We start from the raw sequence: 22,420 nt of genomic DNA, 5'->3' as shown, positions 1-22,420 counted from the left end.
TCCCATCCCTGGGGGCTGCGCCCCCGGACCCCCCTTGGGGTGGGTGGGTAAGGCGGGGGTGGGTGGGTGGTTGATCGGCCTGGACGGCCTCGTCCTCAAACGCCGGACGGGCTGAGTGGTGCCGGCCGTGGCTTGAGGGTGCGGGCTGAGGCTTGGGGGTGTCGGCTGTGGCTTGAGGGTGCGGGCTGAGGCTTGGGGGTGTCGGCTGTGGCTTGAGGGTGTCGGCCGGAGCTTAGGGATGCTGGCCGGGGCTTGGGGGTGTCGGCCGGAGCCTGGGGATGCTGGCCGGAGCTTGAGGATGCTGGCCGGGGCTTGATTTTTCAGCGCAGGCCGGCATCTCCAGCCCGTCCGGCGTTTGAGGACGAGCGCGTTCAGCGCGACCTCCCCACCCACCCGTCCGCCACCCTCCCCCGCAACGCCCGCCACCCCCCGCCCGGCGGTCCGCGCCCGCCCCCCCCCCCGCGCCGGTGGGGGGGGGGGGGGGGCCCCCCCCCCCCCCGGGATGGGTACGGGTAGGGGCGGCGGGGGCGAAAAACCCCTACCCGAGCCGCCTACTCCCCAGCCCCCGCCCCCTTCCGGCGCACGAAGTACACACCCGCCCCCGCCGCCACAACCACAACCGCCCCGACCCCTATCCAGACTCCGGCAGACACCCCACCCTCATCCTCACTCGCCGCCTCCACCACAGGCGTAGCCGACGCCTCAGTCTCCTCGGACGTGGGCGTCGGAGTCGGAGTCGGAGTTGCCGACGGCGACGGAGACTCGGTCGGGGTCGGAGTGATCGGCTTTGCGCCAGGCGCCGCCGCCTTCAGCTTCAGGACAGGAGCCGGCTGCTCCCCACCCTCGTCCAGTTCGATCCAGCGATCGATGCTCCCGTCGCTGTACGTCTGCAGCGACTTGAAGGCAAGCTCCTTCGCGTCGGGAAGTTGCCGCACGACGATCGAGTACTCCGCGCTCACCCCGGTCTTCAGCGCCGCCCCCTTCACCGTGTAACCCTCGTCGTCGGTCGCGAACTTCCACCCCTTGGGGCCCTCGCCGTACGACACGTCACCCGGCGCGATCCCCTCGGGCAGGATCACCCGGACCTCGGAGATCCCGGCGCTGTCGGACTCCGCCTCTGCGTGGAAGGAGATCTCGACGTTCTCGGCGAGAGCCTGCGCCTTGTCGGACTCGACCTCCATATGGGCGGCGGCCGGACCGGCGGTGAAGAGGACGAGGGTGGTGGCAGCGGCGGCCGTGAGGGCCAGGCGCCGGGGGGCAGTGAACATGGGTGTCTCCGGGGATTTCAGGGCGTGCTGCGGTGCGCAACGGCCGCCATGCGACGAAAGGCCGGGCTGGGCCGGGCCGTTCCGGCAGGGGCAGTTGGCGGTTGGCAGTGGGGAGTCAGACGGCGGGAGCGAGCCACGCCGACGGAGGACCCCGTCGTACCACCACGTCCGCGAGGAGCGCCCCCGTGCACAGCGGCGACTCCGCCCGTCGCGGGCGGCGAACCCGCGACCCGCGCCCGCTCGGCACGGGCAGACCTTCGAGCAGCGCCCGTACGGTCGCGATCCGGGCCCGTATCGCGTCGACCGCCCCGTTCAGACCACGCGCCAGCGACCAGCAGGCCGCGTCCGCCCGCTGCAGCAGCACGGCGATGAACACGGCGGTCACGGCATGGAGGACCGTCATCGCGGCCGAGTCGTGCAGCCGCTCGGGCCAGGTCCCATGGGCGGTCATCGCGTGATGCGCGTGCGCGGGCATCGTCATGGCGGGCGTGTGGCGCGAGTGGGCGGCCGACAGCCACACATGCAGTCCGGACTGGGCCGCCGCACACGTCACCACCACCGCGGCGAGCGACCGCGGGCGCCGCCCACCGGCCAGCCCCACGGCGAACAGCAGCACCGCCGCTGCCACCGCGGGTCGCCACGGAGCGGGCCCCCCGGCGATCAGATGGTGCGCGCTGACCCCGAGCACCGTACCCACGACGGCGAACACCGCCGCCCGGAACACGGGCAGTGGCGCGGAACGCGTCGTCGGCGCAAAGGGCATGGTCATGACCTGCCCATCATCAACCATGCGACGGGCAGGCAGGAGCCGGGTCTCAGGAATTTCTCATTCCTTTCCCATGGCGGACCCAGGCTTTGGTCACAGGATGGTCAAGCACCCAAGGGGGATTCGAGGGTGGTGAGGTTTCTGTACACCGGGGGATCAAGGAGGCACAGTCATGGTCCTGGTCGGTCCGGAAGTACGCCGAGTGGCCCGCGGGTTGAGGCGACGGGTACGACGTCTCGCGGAGCCTCCTGTGCCGCAGTCGGCCCATCGGCTCGTCCCGGACCCGGTGTTCGTGATCTCCTCCGTACGCTCCGGTTCCACCCTCCTGCGGGTCCTGCTCAACAGCCACCCCGAGATCCGGGCACCCCACGAGATGCACCTGCGCACCCTCTCGGTCGACCTCACCAAGCCGTACACCAGCAAGGCCATGGCCCAACTCGACCTCGACCAGCGGGAGTTGGAGCACCTGCTGTGGGACCGGGTCATGCACCGGGAACTCGTACGCAGCGGCAAGCGGATCATCGTCGACAAGACACCGGGCAACGCGGGCTTCTGGGAACGGCTCGACGAGGGCTGGCCGCAGGCCCGCTACATCTTCCTGCTGCGCCACCCCGGCTCGATGGTGAGTTCCCTCATCAACAACCGCCCCGACCGCGACCTCGACGCGACCGTCCGCGAAGTACGCATGTACGTGAAGGCAGTCGAGGCGGCCCGCAACGGCCTGGACGGCCTCACCGTCCGCTACGAGGACCTGACCGAGCGACCCGAGGCGGTCACCCGGGAGCTGTGTACGTACCTCGGTGTGCCCTGGACACCGAGGATGCTCGACTACCGCAAGGGCGACCACGGGCCCTTCGTGCCGTTCATCGGCGACTGGAGCGACAACATCAAGTCCGGGAAGATCCAGAAGGCCCGGCCGCTGCCCGAGGCGGAGGAGGTCCCGGAGGCACTCCGCGACCTCGCCCGCACCTGGGGATACGCCTGCTGAACGGGCTGCCCGCCCGACGACGTGCGGCGGCCCCCGGCGTCCATACGATGTCCGCTCGCGACGCGGACAGCGGCGGCGGAGGGGTCGGCGACGGCGGGCTGGGTACAGGAGCGGCTCGGCGGCGACCTGGCCTGTACGACCGTCATCACGATCCCCACCCGACTGCTGGCCAAGGGCGCGGTCACCCGCGGACGCGCGGGCCGCTCCTTCTCCTGGACGGCGCAGGGTCCTGGACGGCGAGAACGACCGCGAGGCGGTCCTGGCCGGCTTCGTCACCGGACTCGACGCGGCCGACGAACGGCTACTGCGCGAACTGCCGGGCCACCAGAAGCAGGAAGCTGAAGCCGACACCAACCCGGAAGCCGAAGCTTCGGGCCGACGAGGACGCGGCACGGCGCATCGGCAGCCGCCGGACCGTCGCCCGGGCCATCGGCAAGGCGGCCTTCGTGTCCCGGGGCACACCGACGCCCACACTGGCCGGCTTCGCCGCCCCGGCCCGGTGCCGCGCCGGGTGGCGGCCCTGCTGGGCCCCGCGCCCGCAGCGCGAAGCCGTCCCTCGGTGTTCACCGCGGTCGGTCTGGCGACCTGGGGCGCGGCGGCGGGTACGGCCGTATCGGCGATGTCGTCCGCCAACTCGGCGGTCACGATGGTCCTCATCCTGCACGCCGCCACACCCCTCTGAACGGGGCGGGCAGGTAGGGAGGGAGGTTAGGGAGGGAGAGAGGTGTCGCCTCGGCCTTCCTCAGTGGTCCCCCGCGCCGAACGCCTTCAGAATCCGCTCCGCCGCCAGCGTCGCCGTCAACTCGCCCTCCCGCACCTGCCGTTCGAGGGTCGGCGCGAGCGCCCGTACATCCGCGTCCGCGTGCAGGCGCCCCAACAGCTCCTCGCGGACCATCGTCCACGTCCAATCGACCTGCTGGTCACGGCGTTTCGCGGTGAGGCGGCCGGACGAGTCGAGGAGGGTGCGGTGTTGTTCGAGGCGGTCCCAGACCGTGTCCAGGCCGATCGACTCGCGGGCGCTGCACGTCAGGACGGGCGGTGTCCAGGCCGCGTCCCTCCCGTGCATCAGCCGCAAGGCGCCTGCCAACTCCCGTGCGGCGGACTGGGCTTCGCGCTCGTGCGGGCCGTCCGCCTTGTTGACGGCGAGGACGTCCGCCAGTTCCAGGACGCCCTTCTTGATGCCCTGCAACTGGTCGCCGGTGCGGGCCAGCGTCAGCAGCAGGAAGGAGTCGACCATGTTCGCGACGGCCGTCTCGGACTGGCCGACGCCGACCGTCTCCACCAGGACGACGTCGTAGCCCGCCGCCTCCATCACCACGATCGACTCACGCGTCGCCTTGGCGACCCCGCCCAGCGTGCCCGCTGTAGGGGAGGGGCGGATGAACGCCGCCGGGTCCACCGCCAGGCGCTCCATCCGGGTCTTGTCGCCGAGGATCGAGCCGCCCGTACGGCTCGACGACGGGTCCACCGCCAGCACTGCCACCCGATGCCCGAGCCCGGTCAGCATCGTGCCGAACGCGTCGATGAACGTCGACTTCCCGACCCCCGGCACCCCACTGACGCCGATCCGCCGCGCCCGGCCGCTGTGCGGGAGCAGCGCGGTCAGCAACTCCTGCGCCTGCGCCCGGTGTTGGGGGCGCGTCGACTCGACGAGGGTGATGGCCCGGGCCACGATCGCCCGCTTCCCGTCGAGCACGCCCTTGGCGTACGCGTCGAGATCGATCACAGGTCGTGCCCGAGGTCGGCCGAGAGCCGCTGCACGAGGTCGTACGCCGCGTCCGGGATCACCGTCCCGGGCGGGAACACGGCCGCCGCGCCCATCTCAATGAGGGTCGGCACGTCCTGCGGCGGGATCACCCCGCCGACGACGATCATGATGTCCTCCCGGCCCTCCGCCGTCAGCTCCTCGCGCAGCGCCGGTACGAGGGTGAGGTGCCCGGCCGCCAGCGAGGACACCCCGACGATGTGGACGTCCGCCTCCACCGCCTGCCTGGCCACCTCGCCCGGCGTCTGGAACAGCGGGCCGACGTCGACGTCGAAACCGAGGTCGGCGAAGGCGGTGGCGATCACCTTCTGGCCCCGGTCGTGGCCGTCCTGGCCCATCTTGGCGACCAGGATGCGCGGTCGGCGCCCCTCGGCCTCCTCGAAGGCGTCCACCAGGGTCCGGGTGCGGTCCACGGACGGGGACTCGCCTGCTTCGTTGCGGTACACGCCCGCGATCGTACGGATCTGGCCCGCGTGCCGCCCGTACACCTTCTCCAGCGCGTCGGAGATCTCCCCGACCGTCGCCTTCGCCCGGGCCGCGTTCACCGCCAGCTCCAGCAGGTTGCCCTCGCCGCCGGCCGCCCGGGTCAGCGCGTCCAGCGAGTCCTGGCAGGCCCGCTCGTCGCGCTCGGCACGCAGCCGCCGCAGTTTCTCGATCTGCTGGGTGCGTACGGAGGAGTTGTCGACCTTCAGCACGTCGATCTGCTCGTCGGTCTCCACGCGGTACTTGTTGACGCCGATCACCGGCTGGCGCCCCGAGTCGATGCGGGCCTGCGTACGCGCCGCCGCCTCCTCCACCCGGAGCTTCGGGATGCCCGCGTCGATGGCCTGCGCCATCCCGCCCGCAGCCTCGACCTCCTCGATGTGCTGCCAGGCCCGGCGCGCGAGGTCGTACGTCAGCTTCTCCACGTACGCGCTGCCGCCCCACGGGTCGATGACCCGGGTCGTGCCCGACTCCTGCTGGATCAGCAGCTGCGTGTTGCGGGCGATGCGCGCCGAGAAGTCGGTGGGCAACGCGAGTGCTTCGTCGAGGGCGTTCGTGTGCAGCGACTGGGTGTGACCCTGGGTCGCCGCCATCGCCTCAACGGCCGTACGCGTCACGTTGTTGAACACGTCCTGGGCCGTGAGCGACCAGCCCGACGTCTGTGAATGGGTGCGCAGGGACAGTGACTTGGCGTTCTGCGGGTCGAACTGCTTGACCAGCTTCGCCCAAAGCAGCCTGGCCGCCCGCATCTTGGCGATCTCCATGAAGAAGTTCATGCCGATCGCCCAGAAGAAGGAGAGCCGGGGTGCGAACGTGTCCACGTCCATCCCCGCGTCCCGCCCCGCCCGGATGTACTCCACCCCGTCCGCGAGCGTGTACGCCAGCTCCAAGTCGGCCGTCGCGCCCGCCTCCTGGATGTGGTAGCCGGAGATGGAGATGGAGTTGTACCGGGGCATCCGCTGCGAGGTGTACGAGAAGATGTCGGAGATGATCCGCATCGACGGCTTCGGCGGATAGATGTAGGTGTTGCGGACCATGAACTCCTTGAGGATGTCGTTCTGGATGGTCCCGGCCAACTTCTCGGGCGGCACGCCCTGTTCCTCCGCTGCCACGATGTACAGCGCGAGCACCGGCAGCACGGCGCCGTTCATCGTCATCGACACCGTCATCTTGTCGAGCGGGATGCCGTCGAAGAGCTGCCGCATGTCGTAGATCGAGTCGATCGCCACGCCCGCCATGCCGACGTCACCGGTGACGCGCGGGTGGTCGCTGTCGTAACCCCGGTGCGTGGGCAGGTCGAAGGCGACCGACAGGCCCTTCTGGCCGGCCGCGAGGTTGCGGCGGTAGAAGGCGTTGGACTCCTCGGCGGTGGAGAAGCCCGCGTACTGGCGGATCGTCCAGGGCTGGTTGACGTACATCGTCGCGTACGGGCCACGCAGATACGGCGCCGCGCCCGGGTACGTCTCCAGGAAGTCCAGGCCCTCCAGGTCACGGCCGGTGTAGAGCGGCTTGACCGCGATACCCTCCGGGGTCTCCCAGAAGGTCTCGTCCGCTCCGGTCGCCTGCTTGACGGCCGTACGCCAGTCGTCGGCACCGGCGGCGGTACCGACGGCCGGGGTCCCCAGCTCGATCCCGGAGAAGTCGGGGATGGAGGGGCTGGTCATCAGGACGCTCCCATGCGGTCGAGGGTGGCGGAGAGCACGGCTACGGCGTCGCAGCCCGCGAAGACGTACGAGTCGACGTCTGTGTACTGCCCTGGACGGCCGGCCAGGAACACATGCGAGGCACCGGCGGCCTTCAGTTCGGCCGCGACGGTCGCCGCCTGCTCCTCGTACAGGGCGTCGCTGGAGCAGAGGCAGGCCTCGGTGGCGCCGCTCTCCTCGAAGGTGCCCGACGTGACGGGCTCGATGCCGCCCGCCTGGAAGAGGTTCGACACGAAGGTCGTCCGCGCGGTGTGGGCGGCGGCCGGGCCGATGGTCGCCAGATACACGCGCGGCCGGGCGCCGGTGGCCGCGAGGTGGGCGTCGGAGCGGGCGCGCAGCGCCTCGTACGCCTCGTCGCGCCGCACCCGGGGGAGTCCGCCGGACGGCGGCTCGGGCGCGGGCTCGCGGTCCGGGAGGCGCTCGGCGAGGTTCGGGAACTCGCTGACCCCGGTGATCGGCTCACGCCGCTTGGCCAGCTTGGCGGACCGGGTCGCCCAGGTCGCCGCCAGGGCGTCCCCCAGACTCCCGGAGCGGAGGGCAGCCGCCTGACCGCCCTGCCCCTCGATCCACTGGAAGAACTCCCAGCCCGCGTGGGCGAGTTCGTCGGTGAGCCGCTCCACGTACCAGGAGCCGCCCGCCGGGTCGGTCACCCGGGCCAGATGCGACTCCTCGACCAGGATCGTCGACGTGTTGCGGGCGATCCGGCGCGCGAACGCGTCCGGCAGGCCCAGCGCGTGGTCGAAGGGGAGGACCGTGACGGAGTCCGCGCCGCCGACCCCGGCGGCCAGCGTCGCGACCGTCGTGCGGAGCATGTTCACCCACGGGTCGCGGCGCGACATCATCACCGGCGAGGTCACGGCGTGCTGCACCTGCGCCCCGGCCGCCGGTGCCCCGCACGCCTCCGCGACCCGCGCCCACAGCCGCCGGGCCGCACGCAGCTTGGCGATCGTCAGGAACTGGTCGGCGGTCGCCGCGTACCGGAACTCCAGCTGTCCACAGGCCTGTTCGACGGTCAGCCCCGCCTCGGTGAGCTTCCGGAGGTAGGCGACCCCCGTCGCCAGCGACGCGCCCAGCTCCTGCCCGGCCGAGCCGCCCGCCTCGTGGTACGGCAGCGCGTCCACCGTCAGCGCCCGCAACCCCGGGTACTGCTCGGCGCACAGCCGCGCCAGCTCGACGACCGGCGCGAAGTCCAACTCCTCACCCGTACGGGCCTCGTGGCCCAGCGGGTCGGCGCCGAGGTTGCCGCGCGCCGCCTCCTTGGCGACGCCCCGCTCCTCGTACAGCCGCAGCAACTCCCGTGCGGCGGACTCGACTTCCGGCCCGGCGTCGAGGATCACGGGGGCGAGGTCGAGATAGACGCCGTCGAGGGCCCGGGCGAGCGACGCCACCGGGATCGCGTCGGGGCCGACGGTCAGCCAGAGCGAGGTGACGCCGTTCTCCAGGTCCGCGAGGACCGAGTCGCCGACGAGGGTCGCGTGCCGCTGCCGTACGTCCCAGCCGCCGACGGTGTTGCCCTCGGGCCGTCCGCCGCGCACGAAGGGGGCGAAGCCGGGGAAGCCGGGCTCGGGGGACTCGTCACGTGCCGTGTAGAGGGGCGGGGTGGTGATCCCGTCCTCCAGCGCGGTGGACAGCGCGGCCTCGGCCGCCGCGCCCGAGACCTCCTTGCCCGACTTGCGCAGTACGCCCTCCACGAGGCGCTGCCACTGCTCATGGGTCGTGGAGGGGAACTCGGCGGCCAGCGAGAGCCCGTCGTTGGGCAGGACTGTCATGCCCGGATGCTAGGGCAGAGAGGTCCGGCCACAGCAGAGCGCCAGGCTGTGACCTTGACCTCGGCCGAACTGTGACCTCGGCCTCACGTGATAATTTCCCAGGGCCAGTCAAGGGAATCCGGTGCGAATCCGGAGCTGACGCGCAGCGGTGAGGGTGACGGACGGGGCAACACGAGCCACTGGACGAAGGTCGGAAACGGCTGGGTTCCGGGAAGGCGCTCCGTCCGGGTGACCCCGAGTCCGAAGACCTGCTGGCCGACCGTACGAACGGGTCCCGCGCCTGGACCCTCGACGCCAGAGGAAGTACCTTGCCCGTCACCCGCACAGCCCGCTGCTCCGCCCTGCTCCTCACCGGAACGTTTCTCCTGACGGCCTGCGGAGGTTCCTCGGGCGAGCCCGCCAAGGCCGTCGCCCTCACCCTCACCAACTGCGGGGAGCGCGTCGAGATCACCTCCGCGCCCAAGCAGGCCGTCTCCCTCAACCAGGGCACCACCGAGATCATGCTCTCCCTGGGCCTCGCCGACCGTATGGTCGGCACCGCCACCTGGACCGACCCGGTGCTCAAGGACCTGGAGAAGGCCAACGCCTCCGTCCCCCGGCTCGCCGACAACGCCCCCTCCTTCGAGAAGGTCCTGGACACCGAACCCGACTTCGTCGCCGCCTCCTTCGCCTCCACCCTCGCCAAGGGCGGAGTCGCCCCGCGCGAGAAGTTCACCGAACTCGGCGTCCCCACCTACCTCTCGCCCGCCGACTGCGAGGGCAAGGACAACAGCGGCGGCGGCGACGGCACCCGCACCAAGCCGCTGACCATGGAATCGGTCTACGGCGAGGTCCGCGACCTCGCGAAGATCTTCGGCGTCGAGGAGCGCGGTGATGAACTCGTCGAGTCCCTGAAGGCGCGCGTCACCAAGGCCACCACCGGGATCGACGCCTCCGACAGCTCCGTCCTGTACTGGTTCGCCAACCAGGAGTCCCCGTACATGGCGGGCTGCTGCGGAGCCCCCGGCATCATCACCAACGCGCTGGGCGCGAAGAACGTCTTCGACGACACCATCGAGGAATGGCCGCAGATCAACTGGGAGACCGTCGCCGACCGCGACCCCGACGTCCTGGTGATCGGCGACCTCACCCGCAAGTCCCAGACCGCCGAGACCGCCGCGAAGAAGATCGCGTTCCTGGAGTCCAACGCGGCCACCAAGAACATGACGGCCGTCAAGAACAAGCGGTACGTGCTGCTCAGCGGCCAGGCCATGAACCCGACGATCCGTACCGTCGAGGGCGTGGAGAAAGTCGCCGCCGCGCTGCGTGAGTACCGGCTCGCCGGATGACCAGGACCGTACCGGCCACTGTGTTGTGGACGGTGACCGGTCTCGCCGCGCTCGCCGCGTCCATCGCCGTGGCCATCACCATCGGCCCCGCGGACATCGGCGTCGGCGACGTCTGGTCGGCTGTGGCGGCCCATCTCGGCGGCCAGGACTCGCAGTTGAGCCCGATCAGGGACGGCATCGTCTGGAACCTGCGGCTGCCCCGCACCCTGCTCGCCGCAGTCTGCGGCGCCGGACTGGCGGTCTGCGGAGCGGTCATGCAGTCACTTCTCCGCAACCCGCTCGCCGACCCCTTCGTCCTCGGCGTCTCCTCCGGGGCCTCCACCGGCGCCGTCGTGGTCGTCGTCCTCGGCGCGGGCGGCGGGGTGCTGTCCGTGTCGGGCGGGGCCTTCGTCGGGGCAGTCGTCTCCTTCGCCATGGTGCTGCTGCTCAGCCACACCCTGGGCGCCACGACCGACCGCGTAGTCCTCGCGGGCGTGGCGATCATGCAGCTCTTCTCCGCGCTGACGTCCTTCGTCGTCCTGACGGCCGCCGACGCCGAGACCACCAAGGGCGTCCTGTTCTGGCTGCTCGGCTCGCTCAGCGGCGCGGGCTGGACCGACGTGTGGCTGTGTCTGGCGGTCCTGGTGGCGGCGCTGAGCATCTGCCTCGGATACGCGCGGACGCTGGACGCCTTCGCCTTCGGCCAGGACGCGGCGGCCACGCTCGGCGTCTCCGTGGCCCGCACCCGACTGGTCCTTCTCTGCGTCACCGCCCTGCTCACGGCCGCCCTGGTCAGCTCGGCGGGCGCGATCGGCTTCGTCGGCCTCGTCCTGCCGCACGCCGCCCGCGCCCTGACCGGCGCCGGGCACGTACGACTGCTGCCGGTCACGGCGGTCGCCGGGGCCGTGTTCCTGGTCTGGGTGGACACCCTGGCCCGTACCGCCCTCGACCCGCAGGAGGTGCCGGTGGGCGTGGTCACCTCCCTGATCGGCGTCCCGGCCTTCGTCCTCGTCCTGTACCGCACCCGGAGGGCACCCCGATGACCCTCAGCGCCAACCGCGTCTCCCGCACTGCCGCCGGACACCTGATCCTGGACGGCGTGAGCATCACCCCGGCCACCGGTTCGGTCACCGGCCTGCTCGGCCCCAACGGCTCAGGAAAATCAACCCTGTTGCGCCTGCTGGCAGGAGTCCTCACCCCCAACTCGGGCGTGGTCACCCTCGACGGCAGACCGCTGCGCGAGCTGGGCCGCAGGACAGTGGCCCAGCGCCTCGCGGTCGTGGAACAACAGGCCGACACACAGACCGAGTTGACGGTCCTGGACGTCGTACGCCTGGGCCGCGTCCCGCACCGCCGAGCCTGGACCCCCGCCACCCCGGCCGACGACAAGGCCGTCCACACCGCCCTGGAACGCACCGGCCTCACCGACCGGACGGCCCGCCTCTGGCACACCCTCTCCGGCGGCGAACGCCAACGCGTCCAGATCGCCCGCGCCCTGGCTCAGGAACCCCGCGAACTCCTCCTCGACGAACCCACCAACCACCTCGACATCCAGCACCAGTTGGACCTCCTGACCCTGGTCGCCGAACTGCCGGTCACGACCGTCGTCGCCCTGCACGACCTCAACCTGGCCGCGATGTACTGCGACTCCCTGGTCGTCCTGAAGGAGGGCCGGGTGGTGGCGACGGGCAGCCCGGACGACGTCCTGACCGAGGAACTCATCGCCGAGGTGTACGGCGTGAAGGCCACGGTCAGCCGCGCCGAACCCGGGGACCGGCCGCACGTACGGTTCCTCGGGACGCTCCGGCCGGAGTGAGGAGTCCTGGGACGCGGGGCGTTGTCAGTGGTGCTCCCTAGACTCGGAAACGACCTGATCGACATGCGGGGAACTGGGGGATCACCATGGCGGAACTGACGGGGATCGAGGCGTTGCGGCAACTCCTGCCACCGCCTCCGGGCGCGGGCGAGGACATCGACTGGGCGGCGGCCGAGGCGCGGTGGGGGACCAGGTTTCCCCGGGACTACATGGCCTTCATGGCCGTGTACGGCGTCGGTGAGATCAGCTCGGAGCAGATCGGCGAGATCGGCATCCTCGGCCCGTTTCCCACCGGGGCCTACGAGCACTCCCCGGACGACTTCGAGTCCGAGACGGGCAACGCCACCCTGACCTGGGAGGAGGAGGGCGCCGACCAGGAGGACCTGGACCTCGACGTGGAGGACATCCTCGCCTGGGGCTCCACCTCCCACGCCGACATCCTGTGCTGGCGGACCAGCGATCCGGACCCCGACAAGTGGCCTGTGTTGCTTTTCGCCCGCCATGGCGGGAAGACCTGCCAGGTCGTCCCCTGCGGCATGGTCGAATTCCTTCGCCGACTCTTCGTCGGTGAACTCCCCTCGTACAGCACGGACTTCAAGCCTGATCCGCGCTTCGAGCACTGGCGCAAGGGGAGATGACCTACCCGCACCGGCCGCAGGTGACCTTCCCCGAGCTGCCGGTCTCGTTGTCGCCCCAGTGGACCGTACGGTCGCACCAGCGACCCAGCAGCGTGCGGTCGTGCCCGACCGCGAGCAGACCCGCGCCCGTAGCGGTGCGGTAGTCCTCGACGGCCCCGACGAGCGCGGCGGCGGTGGAGGCGTCCAGCATCGCCGTCATCTCGTCGCAGATCAGCCAGCGGGGGCGGAGCGCCAGCGCACGGGCGAGACAGGCGCGCTGAAGCTGCCCGTCGCTCACCTCGTGCGGGCGTCGGGTCAGCAGATCCGGGGTCAGTCCGACGGCCTCGGCCAACTCGGCGACCCGCCCGGCCGCCTCCTCACGCCGCCCGTTGGCACGCAGCGGCTCGGCGATCACGTCGGCGAGCCTGAGCCGGGGGTCCGCCGACAGCCGCGCCTGCTGGAAGACGACACCCACGGAGATACGGAGTTCGCGCGGCGCCCGGTGCCGCCAGCGCCGTACCGTCGTGCCGTCCAGGACCAGCGCACCGGCGTCGGGGCGGTGCAGCAGGGCCGCGACCCGGGCCAGCGTGGACTTGCCGCAGCCGCTCGGGCCGAGCAGCCCGACGGACTCGCCCGGCGCGAGGATCAGGGAGAAGTCCCGTACGACGGGGGAGCGCCGGTCGTATCCGGCGGTGATGGTCCGCAGTTCAAGCATGTGAGCCCTCCGCCGGGTACGGGTGCGGGTACGGGTGGTGACAGGCGACCCTGTCTGTCATCTGGGGAAGAGCGGCACACGCACCGGTCGCCCGGTCGCAGCGGGCGGCAAATGCGCAGCCCTCGGGGAGGTCGCCGAGTTCCGGGGGCATCCCGGGGATGGGTGAGAAGTCGCGCTCGGGGAGGGCCCGGAGCAGGCCCCGGCTGTAGGGGTGGCGGGGGCCGGGTGAGCCGAAGAACGTGCTGGCGTCGGTCAGTTCGACGATCCGGCCCGCGTACATGACGGCGATCCGGTCGGCGATGCGTTCGGCGGCGGCCAGATCGTGGGTGATCATCAGCAGGGCCCGTCCAGCCCCGCCCGCGCCGTCGGGAGCGTCGACATGGCGCCGTAGTTCGTCGACGGTCCGGTCGACCAGGTCGCGGTCGAGGCCCGTCGTCGGTTCGTCGGCCAGCAGCAGAGGCGCGTCGCCGACCAGGGCGAGTGCGGTGGCGGCGCGCTGGGCGAGGCCGCCGGAGAGCTGGTGCGGGTGGCGGTCGAGGTGGTCCGCCGGGAAGGCGGCTCGGGCGGCGGCTGCCTCACCGGCCGAGCGCAGGGCCGCGCGGCCCCGTACGCCGGTCAACGCGGCGACAGTCTCCGCCAGTTGGGAACGTACGGTCCGGACCGGGGTCAGATGCGCTGCCGGGCTCTGCGGCACGAGCCCGACCAGGCGCCCCCGTACCGTGCGGGCGAGGGTTCGTTCGTCGGCGGTGAGGAGGTCGAGGTCGCCGAGGTGGGCGTGGCCTGCGGTCTGCGCGTTGGCCGGGAGCAGGCCGAGGAGCGCTCCGGCCAGCACCGACTTGCCGCAGCCGCTCTCGCCGATCAGGGCCAGACACTCACCGGCGGCCACCTCGAACCGCGCGTCGGTGACGGCGGCCACCCGTCGCCCGCCCGGCATCAGGAAACGTACCGACAGACCGCGTACCGACAGCACGGGGGAACGCCGGGTCACAGCATCAGCTCCGATCTGCGGCGCGGGTTGATCCGCTCCCGCCAGGCCCCGGCGAGCCCTGCCACGGCGAGCGTCGGGACGATGATGAACAGGCCGGGGAAGAGGGTCGGCCACCACTGGCCGGCGAGCAGTGAGCCGCGTGCGTCCTGGACGAGGTTGCCGAGGCTCGCCATATGGGTGGGCAGCCCGAGGCCGAGGAAGGAGAGCGCCGACTCGTGCCACATGGCGTGCGGCACCATCAGTACGGCGGCCAGCGCGGCCTGCGGCAGCACACCGGGCAGCAGATGCCGTACCGTCACCCGCCACCGCGACGCCCCGCCGGAGACGGCCGCGTCGATGTACGGGCGGGAACGCAGCGACAGCACCTCGGCCCGCACGATCCGCGCCGTCGACAGCCAGTGCGTGAGCGCGACCGAGACCACCACCGGCCAGACGCCCGGCCGGAACATCGCGACGATGAAGATGCCGAGGAGCAGGTGCGGCACGGACGCGACCGTGTCCACGATCCGCATGATGGCCCGGTCGGCCCAGCCGCCCAGCGCACCGGCTGCGGCCCCCACGGCGGTGCCGACCACGGTCGCCGTCAGCGCCGCCGCCACCCCTACCAGCAGCGAGACCCGCAGCCCGTACACACACCGCAGCAGCAGGTCGCGGCCCACGTCGTCGGTGCCGAACGGGTGGGCCCAGGACGGCGGGAGCAGCTTGGCGGACAGGTCGACGGCCTGCTGGTCGAGCTGGACCAGCGGCGGTACGAGGAGCACGGCGAGGACGGTCACGGTCACCAGGGCGGCGGAGGTGCGCACGCGCAGGGTGCGGGTGGAACGGCGGTTCGTGCCGTGCGACCGCCAGCCGGTGGGGACCGAGGCCTCTGCCACGGTGGTGGTTCCGGGCGTCCTGGAGTCACATGTCACTGAGGCTCACCCTCGGGTCGAAGAGTCCGTAGAGCAGGTCGGCGAGGAGATTGCCGGTGAGTACGGCGGCCGTCGCCAGGGTGGTCAGTGCGGCGAGCAGCGGGAAGTCGACGGCGGTGGCCGCCTCTACGGTGGCCGCCGCGATCCCCGGCCAGCTGAAGACGGTCTCCACCAGCAGGGCGCCGGTGATGAGTTCGGGGACGCGGGAGCCGATCAGGGTGAGGACCGGCAGCAGTCCGGAGCGCAGGGCGTGGCCGAGCAGTACGGTGCGTTCGCTCAGGCCGCGTGCGCGGGCCCCGCGCACCGGGTCCTCCGCGAGCGCGTCGCCGACGCCCTGCCGGACGTACAGCGTGAACCAGGGGAGTTGGGAGACGGCCAGCACTCCGGCCGGTAGGACGAGATGCCGTGCGACCTGCCCTGCGGTGACCTCCCGGCTGGCGGTGTCGGTCAGGCCGCCCGCCGGGAGGGCGTCCAGTTGGAGCGCGAAGAACCAGACGGCCAGCAGGGCGACCCAGAAGACGGGCGCCGCCTCCAGCGAGTACGCGAGCGAGGTGACCGTCCGGTCCAGCCACGAGCCGGGGCGCCGGGCCGCGAGCACCCCCAGCGACGTACCGACGAGAACGGCCACGGCGAACGCGACGGCGCACAACAGCGACGACCACACGAGCCGTTCGCCGATCACCTGCGCGACCGGCTGCCGCATGACGCTGGAGTGGCCGAGGTCGCCGCCCAGCGCGGACGTCAGCCACTCCCACCAGCGCACGGCGAACGGCCGGTCCACCCCGAGGTTCTCCCGCAGCCGGTCCAGGGTCTCCTGGTCGGCGCCGAGTGCGGCCGTTCCGGCGTACGCCCGCACGGGGTCGAACGGCGAGGCGGCGGCGATCGCGAAGACACCGAAGGTGACGACGAGGACGACGGGCACGGCGAACAGGGCCCGCCGCCCCGCCAGTCGCGCGATCCCTTCCCAAGGCGGACGGGTCACTTCTTCGGCTGCCAGTCCTCGATGTTCCACCAGGGACCGCTCGCGAAGCCGTGCTCGTGCGGTTCGAGCTGGGTGGTCAGGCCGTCCCAGCGGTCCGCGAGGACGTACAGGTGGTCGATGTGGGTGAGGAAGGTGTACCCGGGGTCCTTCACCAGCTCGCGCTGCAGTGTGTCGTACGCGGCCTCGCGCACGGCCGGGTCCTGGCTGCGGCGGCCGGTGTCCAGGGCCTTGTCGACGGCCGGGTTGGCGTAGCGGCCCATGTTGTTGAAGCCGTCGCCCGCGAGGGAGGAGTGCAGCAGGGTGTAGAGGCCGAAGTCGGGGTCGCCGGTGCTGCCGAACCCGGCGAGGACAGCGTCCTTGCCCATGCGGGGCTCGATGACCTCCCAGGTGGCGCTCTCCACCGTCACGTCGATGCCCGCCTTCTTGGCGTCGGAGGCGTAGGCGAGGGCGTGGTCCTGGCGGACCTTGTCGCCGGAGGGGTAGAGCAGGGTGAACGCGGCCCGCAGCCCGCCCTTGGCCCGGATGCCGCCCTCGCCGGTCTTCCAGCCCGCCTCGTCGAGGACCCGCTTCGCCTTGGCGAGGTCCTGGGACCGCTTGATGTCCGTGGCGAACCAGGGGTCGTCGACGGGCAGCGGCCCGTACGCCGGCCTGCCCGCGCCGTCGAGGACCTTGTCGACCATCGCCTCCCGGTCCACGGCGGCGTCCAGCGCCTGCCGGACCGCCCGGTCGGCGGTCACCTTGTTCTCCGTGGGCAGGGTGACGGTGCGGAAGTCGTAGGACTTCGCGTCGTACGTCAGGCTGCCGGCCTCGCCCTTGAAGGTGGCGGCCAGATTGGGCGGAAGGATCGCGCCGTCGAGGTCGCCGGAGCGCAGCCGGGTCGCGCGGACGTTGTCGTCGGCGATGACCGCCATCGTGAACGTCTTCACCCTCGGAGCGCCGCCCCAGTAGTTCGGGTTGGCCCTGAAGGCGAGCTTCTCGCCCCTGGTCCAGCCCGCGAGGACGTACGGGCCGGTGCCAACCGGCTTCGTGTTGAAGGAGCCCGTGTTGGGGTCCTCCTTCCCGGCCATGTGCTCGGGGACGATCGGCAGCACCGTACGGGCGGCGAAGGGCGCGTACGGGTACTTGAGGGTGAAGACGACCTTGTCGTCACCGTCGGCCTCGACCTCCTTGACCGCGTCCAGCTCACTCCGCGCGGTGTTGTTGGTCTTCGCGTCGAGGATCGTCCGGTAGGTGAAGACCACATCGGCCGAGGTCAGCGGCTCGCCGTCGCTGAACTCGACCCCATCGCGCAGGGTGTACGTGTACGTGCGGCCGTCGTCGCCCACCTCGGGGAGCGCCTTCGCCAGCGCGGGCTTCAGCTCCAGGTCGGCGTCGTGGGCGAGCAGTCCGTCGAAGATCTTGGAGTTGCCGTCCTTGCCGTAGCCGAGGAGCGGGCTGAGGGTGTCCGGTTCGGAGGCCACGCCGATCACCACCGAGTCGGCGGCCTTGCCCTCGTCCGCGCCGCCGCCGGGGGCCGAGCAGGCGGAGAGTCCGGTCAGCGCGGCCACCGTGATGGCGGCACGCCGTATGTGACGGGTCGTCATGAGTCCCACACCCTTGTCGCAGGTCGTACATCGGTTCGGGGCCGGCGGGTGGCTCCCTGCCGGACCTTATTGCATGAGGATCGCAATAACGAAGTACTTGCGAAAAGGGTGATCGTTGGTCGAGAGTGGTGGGCGGGCCCTTCGCGGGGCCGACCCGGACCGGGTGCGGGGTGCCGTCATTTGCCTGACACCGTCCGTTCGCGGACGCCACCCCGCACCCCCGCCGTCACCGGCTCCGGGCGCCGGGCGTGCTGTGGGGCCGCGCACCATAATGAGGGTGAGCGCGGCGCAGGAGACCGCCGCCGGTGAGGTGCGCATGGCAGCCCTGGGCGAGCACGACTCCGCGACATCGTCGGCCGACGATGTCGCTGTCGTCCTGCTCGACAGCGCCGGGACCGTACGGGGGTGGTCGCGCGCGGCGGCGGAGCTGCTCGGGCGGTCCGCCGACCAGGTCTGCGGGCAGCCGGTCGCAAAGCTGCTGGCCGAGCCCGTGCGGGGGAGCGGCACGCACCCCCGGGACGGCTCCCCGGCCGTGTTTTCGGGCCGGGTCGCGTTCCGGCACGCCTCCGGCCGGACCGTCGAGGCCACCGTCGACGAGGTGCCCCTGGACGGCTCCTCCCAGCGCGTCCTGGTGCTGGTGCCGAGCCGCGCGGACGGCGCCCAGGAACAGGGGTCGTCGCTGCTCACCGCCCTGCTGGCGCAGTCCCTGCTCGGGGTCGTCCTCTGTGACACCGAGCTGCGGATCGTGCGTACGAACATCGTCGACGAGGTGCACGGCTGGCCGCTGCTGCGGCCGGGGCACCGCCTTGAGGACGTCATGTCCGTGGCCGACGCGAAGGACGTCGGGGAGCAACTGCACCGGGTGCTCGACACGGGGCTGCCGCTGCTCGCGCGGGAACAGCGGATGCGCGCACCGGACGGCTCCGGGCTGGAGCGCTCGGTGTCCGTGTCGGCCTTCCGGCTGGCGGACGGGCACGACCGGCCGACCGGGATCGCGGCGTTCTTCGCCGACAGCACCCGGCAGCGCCGGGCCCGGCGGCGCACCGAGGTCGGCCACGAGGCGTCGGCGCGCATCGGATCCTCCCTGGACGTGACCCGTACGGCCCAGGACATCGCCGACGTCCTGGTCCCGGCCCTGGGGGACATGGCGTCCGTGGAGATCGCCGAGGCCGTCCTGGAGGGTGAGGAGCCGCCGAAGGTGATCCGGCCCGGCGACTGGCTGCGGCTGCGCCGGGTGGCCGTCGCCTCGGCCGACGGGCCCTGGCCCGCCGAACTCGTCCCCGTCGGCGGCGTGATCCCGCGCTTCCCCGACGTCCCGCAGGTGCGGCGGGCCGCCATCCAGGGCGACACCGTCTTCAACACGACCCGGCAGGAGATGCTCGACCTTCTCGGCGACCCGGAACTCATCCGGGCGGTGATGCCGGCGCGGGGCCATTCCGCCGTGGTCTCCCCGCTGTACGCGCGCGGGCTGCTGCTGGGTTTCGTGGCCGTCTGGCGGACCGGGCAGCCGGAGGCGTTCGAGCAGGAGGACGCCGACCTGGTGTTCGACATCTCCTCGCGGGCCGCCCTCAGCGTGGACAACGCCCGCCGCTACACCCGTGAGCACCGGGCGGCGGTCGCGCTCCAGCAACGCCTGCTGCCGAGGGCCACCACCAGCACCGCGGCGGCCGAGTCGGCGGGCTGCTACGTGCCCGCCGGGGGCGGGGCGGACATCAGCGGCGACTGGTTCGACGCCATCCCGCTGCCCTCGCTGCGCGTGGCCTTCGTCGTCGGTGACGTCTTCGGGCACGGGCTGCACGCCGCCGCGACCATGGGACGCCTGCGGACCGCGATCCGTACGCTGGCCGACCTCGAACTGGAACCCGGCGAACTCCTCATCCACCTCGACGACCTCGTCCAGCAGCTCGCCGACGAGGCCGACCCCGAGGACAAGGACACCATCGGCGCCACCTGTCTGTACGCGGTCTACGATCCGCTGACCGGCAGCTGCGCCATCGCCAGCGCCGGGCATCCGGGACCCGCAGTCATCGGGCCCGACGGCACCGCCCGCCCCATCGAGGTGTCCCCGGGGCCACCGCTGGGGGTCGGCGGCATGCCCTTCGAGGTCACCACCGTCGCCCTGGAACCCGGCAGCACCCTCGCGCTCTACACCGACGGCCTCGTGCACCGGCGCTCCCGCGACACCGACCGGGGCACCCGCGAACTCCTCGACACCCTCGCCACGCTCTGCCGGGGCGACGGGACGCTGGAGGAGATCGGCCGGGCCGTCATGGCGGGCGCCGCCGAGCCGCCGCCCCGCGACGACATGACGCTCCTGCTGGCCCGGCCCCGGCTGCTCCCGGCGGCCGACATCGCCGACTGGCAGTTCCCCGACGACCCGGCGGCGGTCGCCGAGGCGCGCGGCGCCGTCGCGCGCAGGCTCGCCGAATGGGGGCTCGACGACCTCACGTTCACCACGGAACTGACCGTCAGCGAACTGGTCACCAACGCGATGCGGTACGCGGGCGGCACCGTCCGGCTGCGGCTCTTCCACGACGACGCCACCCTGGTGTGCGAGGTCCGGGACTCCAGCAACACCCAGCCGCGCCTGCGCCGGGCCCAGGCGGCCGACGAAGGCGGGCGGGGGCTCTTCCTCGTCGCCCAGCTCACCCGGCGGTGGGGCAGCCGCTACCACCACAGCGGCAAGACCATCTGGGCCGAGCAGCCGATCAACGGCGACCCGGAACCGCCCGCCGACCCCACCGCCGCGTGGGACGGAGACGCCCTGTAGACGGGCGGCGCCCCGCGGCCCTCAGCCGCGCCGACTGCCCTGCTCGCCCGGCAACAGGGCCCGCGGCACGTCGGCCGGCGCGAAACCGGTGTCGCCCGCGAACCGGGCCCGGCGGCCGATCCGGCCCAGCGACCCGGCCAGGTGCCGGGCCCCGAGTTCGCACGCGACAGCCCCGTGACACAGCACCTCACGGGCCTCGGCGAGGCGGTGGCGCCGGGATCCCGGCGGCATCCGACCGTTGGTTGCGTGATGATGCGGGAGGGGCCCCGAGCACCCCCATGAACCGCGCACCCCACGAACAGAGCTGAGAGAGGGCACCATGAGGATCCACCTGACCAGCGTCTTCGTCGACGACCAGGACACGGCGCTGCGCTTCTACACGGAGGTGCTGGGCTTCGTGAAGAAGACCGAGGTTCCGCTGGGCGCCGACCGCTGGCTGACCGTCGTCTCGCCCGAGGATCCCGACGGGACCGAACTGCTCCTCGAACCCTCCGGCCATCCCGCCGTGAAGCCGTACAAGGAGGCCCTGGTCAAGGACGGCATCCCCGCCACCGCCTTCGCCGTGGACGACGTACACGCGGAGTTCGCGCGGCTGAGCGCGCTCGGGGTGCGCTTCACCCAGGAGCCGCTGGAGATGGGCCCGGTGACCGTCGCGGTGCTGGACGACACCTGCGGCAACCTGATCCAGATCGTTCACCAGGCCGGATAGCCGGGCAGCCGGATAATTGGGTGGCGGAGCCCGGTGACGGGCGTCACGATGCCCCCATGGACTCCCGCGAGCACGACACCGGAACGACGACGACTCGGTGGACGGTCGCGACCGTCTACGACGACATGTGGGTCGACCCGGACGACGATCCGCGCGAGACCGACACCGAGATCGTCGACGAACGCGGTGTGCTCCTTGAGGGCCTGCGCCACTTCCGCCTCACCGTGGAGATGAAGTGCGCGGGCCTGGACGCAGAACAGATGGCCAGGCGCTCCGTACCCCCGTCCACGATGTCCCTGCTCGGGCTGATCCGGCATCTCACCGAGGACGAGCGGCACTTCCGCCGGGTCATGGCAGGCGAGGACGCGCCCAAGCTGTACCGCACCGATGACGACCGCGACGGCGACTGGAACGGCGCGGTCGCCGATCCGGCGGTCGTCGAGGACGCCTGGCGGCAGTGGCGCCTTGAGACGGAACGCACCGACCGTTTCATCGCGAGCGTCGCCGACCTCGGCGCCACGAACGCGGGCTTCTCCGACTTCGGTGCCGAGGCCGGCGGACAGCTCCAGGTCCGGGACGTCCTCGCGGCGCACGTCAACGAGTACGCGCGCCACTGCGGCCACGCCGACCTCCTGCGCGAGCGGATCGACGGCCGAGTGGGCCAGTGAGCGGCTTCCCGGGGAAACCGCCGGGGAATCCGCCGCGCCACCGATGAGTTTCCGCGCGAGGATCGGTCGACAGAGGTGACAGCGTTCCCGCTCCAGGAGGTAACCCCGTGACCACCGACGGATTCACCACGTGTCTCTGGTTCGACGGCAAGGCCGAGGAAGCCGCGCACTTCTACGTCTCCCTCTTCAAGAACTCGTCCCTCGGCAAGATCGGCTACTACAACGAGGCCGGTCCCGCCCCCGCCGGCGGCGTCATGGCCGTCGACTTCGTGGCCAACGGCCAGAAGTTCGTCGCCCTCAACGGCGGCCCGATGTTCAAGTTCACCGAGGCGATCTCCTTCCAGATCTACTGCGCCGACCAGGCCGAGGTCGACCACTACTGGGCCAAGCTCACCGAGGGCGGCGAGCCCGGCCCCTGCGGCTGGCTCAAGGACAAGTACGGCGTGTCCTGGCAGGTCGTCCCGGACGGCCTGATCGAGATGATCGCCGACCCGGACCAGGAGAAGGCCGTTCGCGTCACCAAGGCCATGTACGCGATGGGCAAGCTGGACATCGCGGCCCTCAAGAAGGCGTTCGCGGGGGAGTAGGGGCGACCCCGGCCGGTCGGCGTCG

The 22,420-nt window shown here is 71.8% G+C and carries 20 protein-coding genes, 2 pseudogenes and 1 riboswitch; of the genes and pseudogenes, 11 read left to right on the top strand and 11 right to left on the bottom strand.

Annotation, left to right across the window (positions count from 1 at the left end; all coding sequences use genetic code 11):
* Window positions 1–551: 551 nt before the first annotated feature.
* Together CW359_RS25345 and CW359_RS25340 are read right to left on the bottom strand one after the other, a co-directional pair.
* Window positions 552–1,268 carry a DUF1775 domain-containing protein gene (locus CW359_RS25345; RefSeq protein ID WP_105972419.1) on the bottom strand — a complete coding sequence of 239 codons (717 nt, stop codon included), beginning with the start codon at window positions 1,266–1,268 and terminating at the stop codon, window positions 552–554.
* Window positions 1,269–1,383: 115 nt separating this feature from the next.
* Window positions 1,384–2,037, bottom strand: a complete 654-nt coding sequence (locus CW359_RS25340) for a hypothetical protein (RefSeq protein WP_105972418.1) — start codon at window positions 2,035–2,037, stop codon at window positions 1,384–1,386.
* 247 nt (window positions 2,038–2,284) lie between these two features.
* On the opposite strand from CW359_RS25340, the gene CW359_RS25335 reads away from it, so the two are divergent.
* From CW359_RS25335 to CW359_RS25325, 3 genes and pseudogenes are all read left to right on the top strand, one after another.
* Complete coding sequence (locus tag CW359_RS25335; protein WP_232838591.1) at window positions 2,285–3,022, top strand: sulfotransferase family protein; 738 nt, start codon at window positions 2,285–2,287, stop codon at window positions 3,020–3,022.
* Window positions 3,023–3,043: 21 nt separating this feature from the next.
* A pseudogene (locus CW359_RS25330) lies at window positions 3,044–3,365 on the top strand (BlaI/MecI/CopY family transcriptional regulator); the annotation flags it as partial.
* 31 nt (window positions 3,366–3,396) lie between these two features.
* Window positions 3,397–3,704, top strand: a pseudogene (locus CW359_RS25325) (M56 family peptidase); the annotation flags it as partial.
* A 60-nt stretch (window positions 3,705–3,764) separates the two neighbouring features.
* On the opposite strand, the gene meaB reads toward CW359_RS25325, so the two are convergent.
* The 3 genes from meaB to CW359_RS25310 are packed head-to-tail and all read right to left on the bottom strand — an operon-like array spanning window position 3,765 to window position 8,742.
* Window positions 3,765–4,748, bottom strand: a complete 984-nt coding sequence (meaB, locus tag CW359_RS25320; RefSeq protein ID WP_105972416.1) for a methylmalonyl Co-A mutase-associated GTPase MeaB — start codon at window positions 4,746–4,748, stop codon at window positions 3,765–3,767.
* Window positions 4,745–6,934 (bottom strand): methylmalonyl-CoA mutase, encoded by a 2,190-nt coding sequence (gene scpA / locus CW359_RS25315; RefSeq protein WP_105972415.1) that lies wholly within the window; start codon window positions 6,932–6,934, stop codon window positions 4,745–4,747. The genes meaB and scpA overlap by 4 nt, the downstream gene beginning before the upstream one ends.
* Window positions 6,934–8,742 carry a methylmalonyl-CoA mutase family protein gene (locus CW359_RS25310; protein ID WP_105972414.1) on the bottom strand — a complete coding sequence of 603 codons (1,809 nt, stop codon included), beginning with the start codon at window positions 8,740–8,742 and terminating at the stop codon, window positions 6,934–6,936. The genes scpA and CW359_RS25310 overlap by 1 nt, the downstream gene beginning before the upstream one ends.
* Before the next feature lie 88 nt (window positions 8,743–8,830).
* Window positions 8,831–9,012, top strand: a riboswitch (cobalamin riboswitch).
* Between the two features lie 38 nt (window positions 9,013–9,050).
* On the opposite strand from CW359_RS25310, the gene CW359_RS25305 reads away from it, so the two are divergent.
* From CW359_RS25305 to CW359_RS25290, 4 genes are all read left to right on the top strand, one after another.
* Window positions 9,051–10,070, top strand: coding sequence for an ABC transporter substrate-binding protein (locus tag CW359_RS25305; protein WP_105972413.1), 1,020 nt, complete (start codon window positions 9,051–9,053; stop codon window positions 10,068–10,070).
* Entirely contained in the window at window positions 10,067–11,092 is a 1,026-nt protein-coding gene (locus CW359_RS25300; protein ID WP_105972412.1) for a FecCD family ABC transporter permease, read from the top strand. Before CW359_RS25305 ends, CW359_RS25300 begins: the two co-directional genes overlap by 4 nt.
* Window positions 11,089–11,865 (top strand): ABC transporter ATP-binding protein, encoded by a 777-nt coding sequence (locus CW359_RS25295; RefSeq protein WP_105972411.1) that lies wholly within the window; start codon window positions 11,089–11,091, stop codon window positions 11,863–11,865. Before CW359_RS25300 ends, CW359_RS25295 begins: the two co-directional genes overlap by 4 nt.
* A gap of 86 nt (window positions 11,866–11,951) precedes the next feature.
* Window positions 11,952–12,503, top strand: a complete 552-nt coding sequence (locus CW359_RS25290; protein ID WP_105972410.1) for an SMI1/KNR4 family protein — start codon at window positions 11,952–11,954, stop codon at window positions 12,501–12,503.
* Window position 12,504: 1 nt separating this feature from the next.
* Here the strand turns inward: CW359_RS25290 and CW359_RS25285 are convergent, their stop codons facing one another.
* Genes CW359_RS25285 through CW359_RS25265 form a run of 5 tightly spaced genes read right to left on the bottom strand, consistent with a single transcriptional unit; the run spans window position 12,505 to window position 17,661 of the window.
* A complete protein-coding gene (locus CW359_RS25285; protein WP_105972409.1) occupies window positions 12,505–13,197 on the bottom strand; it encodes an ABC transporter ATP-binding protein in 693 nt (230 codons plus the stop codon).
* The gene (locus CW359_RS25280; protein ID WP_105972408.1) at window positions 13,190–14,185 is read right to left on the bottom strand and encodes an ABC transporter ATP-binding protein; all 996 of its coding nucleotides are present in this window, start codon (window positions 14,183–14,185) and stop codon (window positions 13,190–13,192) included. Before CW359_RS25280 ends, CW359_RS25285 begins: the two co-directional genes overlap by 8 nt.
* Window positions 14,182–15,060 (bottom strand): ABC transporter permease, encoded by an 879-nt coding sequence (locus CW359_RS25275; RefSeq protein WP_105972407.1) that lies wholly within the window; start codon window positions 15,058–15,060, stop codon window positions 14,182–14,184. Before CW359_RS25275 ends, CW359_RS25280 begins: the two co-directional genes overlap by 4 nt.
* A gap of 25 nt (window positions 15,061–15,085) precedes the next feature.
* Window positions 15,086–16,054 carry an ABC transporter permease gene (locus CW359_RS25270; RefSeq protein ID WP_105972483.1) on the bottom strand — a complete coding sequence of 323 codons (969 nt, stop codon included), beginning with the start codon at window positions 16,052–16,054 and terminating at the stop codon, window positions 15,086–15,088.
* 20 nt (window positions 16,055–16,074) lie between these two features.
* Complete coding sequence (locus tag CW359_RS25265) at window positions 16,075–17,661, bottom strand: ABC transporter substrate-binding protein (RefSeq protein WP_105972406.1); 1,587 nt, start codon at window positions 17,659–17,661, stop codon at window positions 16,075–16,077.
* Between the two features lie 277 nt (window positions 17,662–17,938).
* Between CW359_RS25265 and CW359_RS25260 the strand changes: the two genes are divergently transcribed.
* Window positions 17,939–20,431 (top strand): ATP-binding SpoIIE family protein phosphatase, encoded by a 2,493-nt coding sequence (locus tag CW359_RS25260; RefSeq protein ID WP_408647517.1) that lies wholly within the window; start codon window positions 17,939–17,941, stop codon window positions 20,429–20,431.
* Between the two features lie 21 nt (window positions 20,432–20,452).
* On the opposite strand, the gene CW359_RS47625 is transcribed toward CW359_RS25260, so the two are convergent.
* Complete coding sequence (locus CW359_RS47625; RefSeq protein WP_408647515.1) at window positions 20,453–20,662, bottom strand: hypothetical protein; 210 nt, start codon at window positions 20,660–20,662, stop codon at window positions 20,453–20,455.
* An 88-nt stretch (window positions 20,663–20,750) separates the two neighbouring features.
* Between CW359_RS47625 and CW359_RS25250 the strand changes: the two genes are divergently transcribed.
* From CW359_RS25250 to CW359_RS25240, 3 genes are all read left to right on the top strand, one after another.
* Window positions 20,751–21,140 carry a VOC family protein gene (locus CW359_RS25250; RefSeq protein ID WP_105972405.1) on the top strand — a complete coding sequence of 130 codons (390 nt, stop codon included), beginning with the start codon at window positions 20,751–20,753 and terminating at the stop codon, window positions 21,138–21,140.
* Window positions 21,141–21,196: 56 nt separating this feature from the next.
* The gene (locus CW359_RS25245) at window positions 21,197–21,808 is read left to right on the top strand and encodes a DinB family protein (protein ID WP_105972404.1); all 612 of its coding nucleotides are present in this window, start codon (window positions 21,197–21,199) and stop codon (window positions 21,806–21,808) included.
* Between the two features lie 107 nt (window positions 21,809–21,915).
* Window positions 21,916–22,395 carry a VOC family protein gene (locus CW359_RS25240; protein ID WP_105972403.1) on the top strand — a complete coding sequence of 160 codons (480 nt, stop codon included), beginning with the start codon at window positions 21,916–21,918 and terminating at the stop codon, window positions 22,393–22,395.
* The last annotated feature ends 25 nt before the right edge of the window (window positions 22,396–22,420 follow it).

This window comes from Streptomyces geranii, from assembly GCF_002954775.1.
Classification (GTDB): Bacteria; Actinomycetota; Actinomycetes; order Streptomycetales; family Streptomycetaceae; genus Streptomyces; species Streptomyces geranii.
Note: the sequence above shows the minus strand (reverse complement) of the source record. Positions and strands in the feature narration are given on the sequence as shown.